This window comes from Burkholderia sp. Ax-1720 (assembly GCF_011753035.1).
GTDB classification, from domain to species: domain Bacteria; phylum Pseudomonadota; class Gammaproteobacteria; order Burkholderiales; family Burkholderiaceae; genus Burkholderia; species Burkholderia gladioli.
The window spans coordinates 1-9,251 of record NZ_VWWK01000229.1; the positions used below are offsets into that span (position 1 = coordinate 1).

The following is a 9,251-nucleotide window of genomic DNA, read 5'->3' on the forward strand; positions in this document are numbered from 1 at the left end:
CGCTGCGACTCGCGCGGGGCCGCGCCGGCAGCCCGCGCGGGCGCCCCCGGCGGCCCTTCCGGGCGCTTGCCCGAAAGGGCGCGGCAAGCGTTGCGCAAGCCGGGCCGAAGCGCTTGCGCAAGCCCGAGTTGGTAATGCGCAACGACCACGTTTGCCGCCCCGAACGACGTGGACGGCGAGATTCGGCCGTGACACACTTTGCTCCGTGATTCGCGCAGCCGGCGTGCCGACCGGGCCGCGCATCGCCAACTCGAGGTCCAACGGACGACGCCCGCGTCGAGCGCTCCGGCGGGCATTCCAGTTTTCCGGTTCGGAGACTGTCGACGATGAACAAGTTCCTGCTGCCCGCCGCCGCCGCTGCCGTTGCAATGGCGCTGGCCGCACCCGCCTGGGCGCAGTCCAGCGTCACGCTCTACGGCGTGATCGACGAAGGCGTCAACTATACGAACAATGTCGGCGTGAACGGCACCAACCGCAGCGTCTATGCGCTGGCCAGCGGCTTTGCCCAGCGCAGCAGCTGGGGCCTGCGCGGCGCCGAGGACCTGGGCGGCGGCCTGAAGGCGATCTTCGCGCTCGAGAACGGTTTCGACCTCAGCAACGGCACGCTCAGCGACGGCGGCCGGATGTTCGGCCGCCAGGCCTTCGTCGGGCTCACCCACGCGCAATACGGCGCGCTGAGCTTCGGCCGCCAATACGACTCGGTGGTCGACTACCTCGCGCCGATGACGGCGGCCGGCAGTTGGGGCGGCATGCTGATGTCGCATCCGTTCGACAACGACAACGCCGACAACACGGTGCGCGCCAACAATGCCGTCAAGTACGCCAGCCCCGATTTCGGCGGCCTGAGCTTCGGCGGCGTCTACAGCTTCAGCAACGAGACCGGCTTCGCCAACAATCGCCAGTACAGCGCCGGGGCGCGTTACGCGTTCGGCGGCCTGCAGGTCGGCGCGGCCTATCTGCAGGCCGACAACCCCGGCCGCACGGCCGACGGCGCGGTGGCGAGCAACGACGCCAACTTCACCGCCGATCGCCTGCGCATCTTCGGCGGCGGCGTGAACTACACCTTCGGCGAGACCACGGTCGGCTTCGTCTACACCAAGACCGACCTGAAGAACCCGGTCGCCACCGCCTACCTGCCCTCGGGCACGCTGTCGGGGCTCGGGCTGACCGCCACCAAATTCGACAACTTCGAGATCAACGGCAAGTACCAGCTCACGCCGGCCTTCTTCGTCGGCGCGCAATACACCTACACCAGCGGCACCTTCGACGCGGCCGACGGCAGCGCCAAGCCGCACTACCACACGGTCGGGCTGATGGCCGACTACAGCCTGTCCAAACAGACCGACGTCTACCTGCAGGGCGCCTGGCAGCGCGTGGGCGGCGGCGCCTCGGGCAGCGTGTTCGACGGCGCCTACCTGGTCGGCACCGACGGCCCCTCGGCCTCGTCGAGCCAGTTCTCGGTGCGCGCGGCGATCCGGCACAAGTTCTGATCCGGAAGGCGGCGGGGCGCCGGCCGGCGCCGTTCGCCGCTTGCCGCGCCGATTTCCCTTTCCTCTGACGCGTCGTTCCGGAGACGCGTTTTTGTTTTCATCTCGATCGCAACTAACGGTCTGCCGCGCCAAGCCACCGCCAACGGCGCTGCGCGCCGGCCGATCAGGTCCAGCAAGCCGGCCGCCCAGCCTACCCGAGCCAGGCTCAGGCAAAACCAGATGGCCGGGCCGTGGCGATGCCCTCACCATCGCGGCATTCGTCCCTTGAAAACCCAATCCCTGCGCAGGATGTTCCATGATCGATGATGGTTCGACGCTCGCGGTCGTCGTCGCGGTATTCGCCCTGGCCGGGGTGGTGAAGGGCATGATCGGGCTGGGCCTGCCGACCATCGCGATGGGCCTGCTGACGCTGGCGATGCCGCCCGCCGCGGCCGCCAGCCTGCTGGTGGTGCCCTCGCTGGTCACCAATGTCTGGCAACTGCTGCGCGGCCCCGCGTTCGGCGCGCTGGCCCGGCGCCTGGCCACGCTGCTCGCCGGGCTCGCGCTCGGCACCTTCGCCGGCGGCCTGCCGTCGCTGGCGCATGCCGCCCCGTGGACTCGCGACGCGCTCGGTGCGGTGGTCGCGCTGTACGGCCTGTGGGGCCTGGCCGCCGCGCGCCTGCCGGCGCCGGGCCGCCACGAGCGCTGGCTGTCGCCGCTGGTCGGCTACCTGACGGGCGCGGTGACGGCCGCCACCGGCGTGTTCGTGATGCCGGCCGTGCCTTACCTGCAGGCGCTGCAGCTCGGCAAGGACGAACTGGTGCAGGCGCTCGGGCTGTCCTTCACCGCCTCGACCCTGGCGCTGGCCGCGCAACTGGCCTGGAGCGCCAGCCTGCAGCCGGTCGACTTCGGCATGTCGGCGTTCGCGCTGGTGCCGGCGCTGCTCGGCATGGCGGGCGGCCAGGTGCTGCGCGGCCGGGTGGGCGAGCGCGCTTTCCGCCGCGTGTTCTTCGCGGGGCTGGTGGTGCTCGGGCTCTACATGGCGATCGCGCCCGCGCATGCTTGAGGCGGCTTGCCTGAGGCCGGTTGCCTGAAGCCGGTTGCCTGAAGCCGGTTGCCGGTCCGGCGAAAACCCCGCATCCTTGTCGGCGCCCGTGCTCGCGGGCGCATCATGGCAGGCTGCCGCCGCCGACTTCATCGCGCCGCGCGCGCCGCCGAGATACATGGGACATCACACCAAGCCTCGCCCCGACGATTCCGCCCGCGATACCCCGCAGGTCCTGCACCGCGCGCTCGCCGAGCATCTGGCCGGCGAGATCGGGGCCGGCCTCTGGAGCGCCGGGCAGCGCCTGCCCTCGGTGCGCGAGCTGGCGCGCAGCCGCTCGGTCAGCGTCACCACGGTGCTGGCCGCCTACCGGGCGCTCGAGGATCGGCGCCTGATCGAGAGCCGGCCGAAGCAGGGTTATTTCGTCAGCGGCCCGGCGGGCGAACCGCGGCAGGTCGCGACGAGCGTGAGCGAGGTGGCCGGCCAGGGCGCCGCGCCCTGGCCCGGCGTCGATCCCACGCGGCTCGGCGATGACGGACTCGAGCACGACGCGCTCGACCCCATCGCGCTCGGCGACATGGAAGGCCGCCCCGGCGTGGTCTCGTTCGGCACCGCCTTGTGCGGCGAGGCGCTGTTCCCGGTCGAGGCGCTGGCGCGCAGCATCGCCTCCACGGCGCGGCGCCACGGCGGGCTGCTCGCCGCGGTGTCGTTCTCGCCCGGCGCCGAGCGCTTGCGCGCCAGCCTGGCCTCGCATGCGGCGAACTGGAATTGCCACTTCGGCGCCGACGAGGTGCTGGTCACCAACGGCTGCGTCGAGGCCTTCGGCCTGTGCTTGCAGACGGTGGCGCGGCCCGGCGATGCGGTGATCGTCGAATCGCCGGCCTATTACGGCTTCCTCTCGACGCTGGCGCGGCTCGGCATGCAGCCCCTGCCGATCCGCTTCGACGGCCGCGCCGGCGAGGCGCTGGCCGAGATCGAGCGGCTCGCCGGCGAACGGCGCATCGGCGCCTGCCTGTTGTCGACGGCGGTCAGCAATCCCACCGGCGCGAGCCTGGGCGACCCGACGCGCGCCGCGCTGGTCACCTTGCTGGCGGCGCGCGCGATCCCGCTGATCGAGGACGCCACCTTCAGCGACCTGCATTTCGAGTCCGTGCAACGCGCGGCCAAGTCCTACGACCGCGACGGCAACGTGCTGCTCTGCAGTTCGCTGTCGAAGACGCTGGCGCCGGGGCTGCGGCTCGGCTGGGTCAGCGGCGGGCGTTTCCACCGCGAGATCGTCGAGTTGAAGCGCACCATGAGCGTCGGCCAGCCGCTGATCATCCAGGAGGCCGTCGGGCAGTTCCTCGACGGCGGCGGCTACCGGCATCATCTGCGGCGGCTGCGGGCGCGTTGCCGCGCGCAGGTCGACGAGACGGTCGAGCACCTGCGTGCTCGCGTGCCGGAAGGCACGCTGGTGGAGGCGCCGGAAGGCGGTTACCTGTTGTGGGTGGGGCTGCCGGAACGGGTGTCGTCGGAGGCGTTGGCGCGGCGCGCGGGCCGCGAGGGGATCGCCTTCGCGCCCGGCACGCTGTTCGCGCCCGAGCGCGTGTATGACGACCGGATCCGGCTCAATTGCGGCTACCCGCTCGACGAAACGCGGCGCGCGGCGCTCACGCGGCTGGCCGCGCTGATCGGGGAGATGGCGGGCTAGTTCTTCACGCGCCCGCGCCGCCGGGCACTCAGAGGCTCAGCGCGCCGCGCGAGACGAGCACCGCATGACCGCCGATCTCGAAGCGCGGCCCATCCTCGGCGCGGCGCCAGAAGAGACTCGCGTCGCGGCCGAGATGGCGGCCTTGGGACGCCGTCGCGACCATGCTGTCGCCACGCGCCGGCCATCGCCCCTTGGCCGCCAGCATCGCGGCCGCGCAGGCATTGCCGCCGCCGCAGGCGGCATCCTCGTCGACGCCGATCGCCGGGCCGAACGAGCGCAGTTCGAAATCGGCCGCGCCGTGCCGGCCGGGCGCCACCGCCGTGATGCCCGACACCTCATGGCGCCGGCTCAGCTGCTCGATGGCATCCAGCTCGGGCGCCAGCGCGTCGAGCCTTTCCGCCGATTCGAACCAGACCACCAGCCAGCGCGCGCCGGCCGCCACGCAGGCCATGTCAGCGTGTCGGCCGCTCGAGCCGAGCGCACCGAGCACCTCGCGCGCGCCTTGCGCATCGAGCGGCTCGATACGCGGTTCGGGCGTCTCGAACCAGATCCTGCCGTCATCGCCGTCATCGCCGTCATCGCCGTCATCGACGCGCATCGTCACCTGCCCATGAGGGCTCTGCTGCACCAGCCTGCCCACGTGCGGTGTCACCAGCCCGGCGGCGAGCAGCGCCCGCGCGGTGCCGATCGAGGGATGGCCGGCGAAGGGCAGCTCGCGCCGGGGCGACCAGATCCGCACGTGGTAGTCCGCGCCGCCGCGCGCTGCCTCGCCATCCGGCGCCGGCATCGCGAACACCGTTTCGGGCATGCCGTTCCACGCGGCCAGCGCCTGCATGCGCGCCGCGTCGGGCATCGCGTCGGGCAGTACCACGGCGACCGGATTGCCGAGCAGCGCGCGCCGCGTGAACACGTCGACGAGAAACAGCGTGGCGTTCACGACGCGGCCTCCTCGGCGAGTTCCGCGAGCAATTCGCCAGCCCGTTCGCAATCCTCACGGCTCACGTCGAGATGCGTGGTGACGCGGATCCGCGTGTCGTCGAGCGCGCGAATCCGCACGCCGCGCGCGAGCGCGCGCTCGGCGAAGGCACGCGCGCCGATCGGCAACCCTGGCAGCGCGAACAGCAGGATATTGGTTGGTGGATCGGCCTCCAGCCGAAGGCCGGGCGCGGCCGCCAGGCGCGCCGCGATCAGCGCCGCATGCGCGTGATCGTCGGCGAGCTGCTCGACGTGATGGTCGAGCGCATGCAGCGCCGCCGCCGCGAGGATCCCCGACTGGCGCATCGCGCCGCCGAGCCGGTATTTCCAGGTCCAGGCCTCGCGCACGAAGCGCGCGCTGCCGGCCAGCACCGCGCCGACCGGGCAGCCCAGCCCCTTGCTGAAGTCGAGCCAGGCGCTGTCCCAGCCTTGCGCGTAGGTGGCGGCGGCGATGCCGGTGGCGACCGAGGCGTTCAGCAGGCGCGCGCCGTCCAGGTGCGCGACGAGGCCGGCTTCATGCGCCACGTCGCGTACCGCGCGCAGCGTGTCGAGCGGCCAGATCGCGCCGCCGCTGAAATTGGTGGTCTGCTCGATCGACACCATCGCCGAGCGCGGCGCGGTGCGCGAGGGCGCGCGGATCGCGGCGCGGCACTGCTCGGCCGTGAAGATGCCGTTGCGCGTGACCAGCGGCGCGACCGCCACGCCCGCGATGGCCGAGGCGCCGGCCGCCTCGGTCGCGCAGATATGGGCGCCGGCGTCGGCGATCAGCTCGTCGCCGGGACGCGTGTGGACCAGGGTGGCGACCAGGTTGCACATGGTGCCCGACGGCATGAACACCGCCGCCTCGCAGCCGAGCAGGGCGGCCACGCGTTCGCAGAGCGCGCGCGTGGTCGGGTCCTCGTCGGCCTGCTCGTCGCCGACCGGCGCGGCGGCCATCGCCGCGCGCATCGCCGCGGTGGGGCGCGTCTGGGTATCGCTGTAGAGATCGATCATCGCGCCGCCTCGGCGGGCCAGGCGGCACCGGCGCCGGCATCTGGCTCGGTACCTGTCTCGGTACCCGCCGCGACGTCCGGCGCAGCATCCGGCACGAAGGGCGCATACAGCGCCTCGTCGGCCGCGCCCGATGCGCCAGCGACGCTCGCCAAGCCGTCGAAGCCGTCGTGGAAGCTGGCCGGCGCCAGCGCGCGGCGGTTCACGCGCAGCTCGAACACGTCGAAGCGGTTGTAGTAGCCCACCACGTCCTGGAACTGCTTGGGCACCACGCAGCGGGCCAGGTCGATATCGGCATAGACGATGCCTTCCTCGTCGCGCAGCACCTCGCTGATCACCGTGCCGTTCGGCCCGAAGATCATCGACACGCTCTTGGGCGACTCCTCCAGCAGGCGCCGCGCGCGGGCGTCGTCGCGCGCGATCAGGTCGATCGCCTCCGGCGGCAGGAAGCCCGAGGCGACGATGTTGAACAGCTTGCCCTCGAAGGCATGGGCGCCCGCGCGCAGCCGGATCGCGGCCTCCAGGTCGTAGCCGCCCTCGCCGGGCGGGTGGGTCGGCCAGCGCGGCGAGAACGAGGAGATATGGACGTTCTCGCCCTGCGCCAGCAGCGCGAAGCGCGCCAGCGAATTGGTGTTCTCGCCGCACACCAGCGCGCCGATCCGGCCCAGCGGCGTATCCACCACGCGCAGGCCGCTGCCGTCGCCGTTGGCCCAGGTCAGCTTCTCCCAGTAGGTCGGCACCAGCTTGCGATGGCGGTTCAGCAGGCGGCCGTCCGCGCCGATCAGCAGGTTGCTGTCCCAGATGCAGGCGGGGCTGACATGCGTGCCTTCGTTGATGCCGATCGAGACGATCACGCCGTGGCGGCGCGCGGCTTCCTGCAACTGCCGCACCTCGGGGCCGGGCACGCGGATCGCGCTGGCGGCCAGGCGTTCGAAGAAGGGATGCACGTCGACCGGCGCGAACACGCCCGACCAGACCGGGAAGGCCGACACGAAGGCTTCCGGGAAGGCCACCAGGGCGGCGCCGTTGGCGGCGGCCTCGGCGATCAGCGCGCAGGCCTTGTCGACGGTGCGCGGCGTATCGAAGTAACAGGGCGCGACATGGCAGGCGGCCGCGCGAAATGCCGGGTAGGAATTCATGATCGACGGGAGTGACGAGGGAGCGGCCATTGTCGGGCGCGCCGCCGCGGCGTGTCGATGCACAGAGCCCGGCGATTCCACTGGAACAGGGCGGCGGGGCGGGCCGCTCGCCGAGCTTGCTCGATGAGCCATGCAGTCGGCCGCTCGGTCAACCGCTCGGTCAACCGCTCGGTCAACCGCTCGATCAGCCGCTCGATCAGCCGCTCGATCAGCCGCTCGGTCAGCCGCTCGATCAGCCGCTCGATCAGCCGCTCGATCAGCCGCTCGATCAGCGGCTCGACCGGGCGGCTCAGCCGCCCGCCGGTTCTTCCGCCGGGCCGCCCTCGCTGAGAAAATCGACGAACTCGCGCGTGTATTTCGGCAGTGCCTCGAAATCGCGCGCGCAGAGCACCAGCCGCCGGTAGGCCCAGGCGTCGGTCAGCTCGACGGTGGCCAGCTTCATGCTGGCCATCGCGCGCTGCGCGGCATGGCGCGACACCACGCCGATCCCGACCCCGCTCTCGATCACGCGGCAGATCGCGTCGAAGCTGCGCAACTGGGCGCGGTAGGTGATGCGCTTGCCGAGCGCGCGGGCCTGGTCGGCCAGGTGCACGTGCAGGGCGCTGCCTTCGGTCAGGCCGATGAATTCCGCGTCGACGATCTCGTCGAACGACACCGAGCCGCGCCGCGCCAGCGGATCCCCGGCCGCGGCGACCACCAGCAGCCAGTCCTCGCGGAACGGCTTCTGTTCCAGCCCCTCCAGCCCGACCGAATCGGCGACGATGCCGACCTCGGCGGTGCGGCTGCGGATCGCGTGGACGATCTCCTCGCTGGAGCGCTCCTCGACGCTGACCGACATGCGCGGATGGCGCGGCAGGTAGGCCGCGAGCGCGTCGGGCAGGTACTCGCTGAGCGAAGCGGTGTTGCAGAGCAGGCGGATCCGGCCGCGCAGGCCGTCGCCGTATTGCTGCAGCTCGCCGTGCATCTGGTCGATCTGCTGCAGCACGGTGCGCGCGTGGTGCTCGAGCGAGCGGCCCGCGTCGGTCGGCAGGGTGCCGCTCTTCGTGCGGTGCAGCAGCGGCACGCCGAGCGCGTCCTCCATGCCGCGGATCCGCTCGCTGGCCGATTGCAGTGTGATGTGGGTGCGCTCGGCGCCGCCGGTGATGCTGCCCGCCTGACAGACGTTCAGGAACAGGCGCAGGTCGGTGAGATCGAATCGCATGTGGGGTTCCGTTGCGGGGAGGGGCGGCCGTCGGGCGCGACGCGCCGCGGCCGGCGATACGGTAGCAGGCTTCGCGCGGCGCGGGCGTCAGTCATTGCCTGAGGATCGCTTCGACAGATCCGCATGGTCGGCGCGGCCGCGCTCGCCGATCATGCGCCTCATGGCCCGGCCACGGGCTTTCCTCGTTTTCCGTCCATGCCAGGAGGTGGGTATGCAGGTCGGTCCCGACTGGTTCGTTTCGCTCAAGCTCGCGCTGCATATCCTGATGCTCTGCATCGGCCTGGCGACGGCCTGGCACACGCTGCTCGAGCGGCTCGGCTGAGCGCGCCGCCACGGCCTCACTTGCGGCCGACCCGGTATTCGACGCCGTCCGGCCCATAGCGCTCGGCTCGGTTGCGGGGCATTCCCGAACGATACGCGCGGCGCCGGGCCGCCGCCGCAATTTGTCATGCTTGCTTGCATCCGGTTACAGGTCTGGGCCGCCAATTTTGAGAAGCTTGGCGGCCCCAGGACCGAGATCCTCGCCAGACATGAATTCCACCGCATGAACCCCAGGCAGACGATGTTCCGAGGCGCCGCGCGCGCCGCCGCGATCGCGGCCTTGTGCGCGGCCGCCGGCAGCACCTACTTCATCGGCTGGCTGCGCGACACCTTCCATACCCAGAGCGCCGGCCTGTACGGCTTCGCGGTCTGCATGCTGGTGGGCTGCGCGCTCGCGCTGGCTTACCCGAAGCAGCTCGTG

At 71.7% G+C, this 9,251-nt stretch carries 8 protein-coding genes and 1 pseudogene; 5 read left to right on the top strand and 4 right to left on the bottom strand.

Going from position 1 to position 9,251, the window contains the following annotated elements:
- Positions 1–326 precede the first annotated feature (326 nt).
- The 3 genes from F3J18_RS33305 to F3J18_RS33315 all read left to right on the top strand — a co-directional run bounded on the left by F3J18_RS33305 (position 327) and on the right by F3J18_RS33315 (position 4,204).
- Positions 327–1,490, top strand: coding sequence for a porin (locus F3J18_RS33305; protein ID WP_025099488.1), 1,164 nt, complete (start codon positions 327–329; stop codon positions 1,488–1,490).
- A 295-nt stretch (positions 1,491–1,785) separates the two neighbouring features.
- Positions 1,786–2,535 carry a sulfite exporter TauE/SafE family protein gene (locus F3J18_RS33310; protein ID WP_166916359.1) on the top strand — a complete coding sequence of 250 codons (750 nt, stop codon included), beginning with the start codon at positions 1,786–1,788 and terminating at the stop codon, positions 2,533–2,535.
- Between the two features lie 157 nt (positions 2,536–2,692).
- The gene (locus F3J18_RS33315) at positions 2,693–4,204 is read left to right on the top strand and encodes a PLP-dependent aminotransferase family protein (RefSeq protein WP_240154821.1); all 1,512 of its coding nucleotides are present in this window, start codon (positions 2,693–2,695) and stop codon (positions 4,202–4,204) included.
- 28 nt (positions 4,205–4,232) lie between these two features.
- On the opposite strand, the gene F3J18_RS33320 is transcribed toward F3J18_RS33315, so the two are convergent.
- The 3 genes from F3J18_RS33320 to F3J18_RS33330 are packed head-to-tail and all read right to left on the bottom strand — an operon-like array spanning position 4,233 to position 7,308.
- Positions 4,233–5,141, bottom strand: a complete 909-nt coding sequence (locus F3J18_RS33320; protein WP_166916362.1) for a PhzF family phenazine biosynthesis protein — start codon at positions 5,139–5,141, stop codon at positions 4,233–4,235.
- Complete coding sequence (locus F3J18_RS33325; RefSeq protein WP_166916364.1) at positions 5,138–6,172, bottom strand: threonine aldolase family protein; 1,035 nt, start codon at positions 6,170–6,172, stop codon at positions 5,138–5,140. Before F3J18_RS33325 ends, F3J18_RS33320 begins: the two co-directional genes overlap by 4 nt.
- Entirely contained in the window at positions 6,169–7,308 is a 1,140-nt protein-coding gene (locus F3J18_RS33330) for a carbon-nitrogen hydrolase family protein (RefSeq protein WP_166916366.1), read from the bottom strand. Before F3J18_RS33330 ends, F3J18_RS33325 begins: the two co-directional genes overlap by 4 nt.
- Before the next feature lie 123 nt (positions 7,309–7,431).
- Between F3J18_RS33330 and F3J18_RS38360 the strand changes: the two genes are divergently transcribed.
- Complete coding sequence (locus F3J18_RS38360; protein ID WP_240154842.1) at positions 7,432–7,638, top strand: hypothetical protein; 207 nt, start codon at positions 7,432–7,434, stop codon at positions 7,636–7,638.
- On the opposite strand, the gene F3J18_RS33340 is transcribed toward F3J18_RS38360, so the two are convergent.
- Positions 7,598–8,509 (bottom strand): LysR family transcriptional regulator, encoded by a 912-nt coding sequence (locus F3J18_RS33340; RefSeq protein WP_166916368.1) that lies wholly within the window; start codon positions 8,507–8,509, stop codon positions 7,598–7,600. The genes F3J18_RS38360 and F3J18_RS33340 overlap by 41 nt on opposite strands.
- 544 nt (positions 8,510–9,053) lie before the next feature.
- Between F3J18_RS33340 and F3J18_RS38365 the strand changes: the two are divergent.
- Positions 9,054–9,251: pseudogene (locus F3J18_RS38365) on the top strand (MFS transporter); the annotation flags it as partial.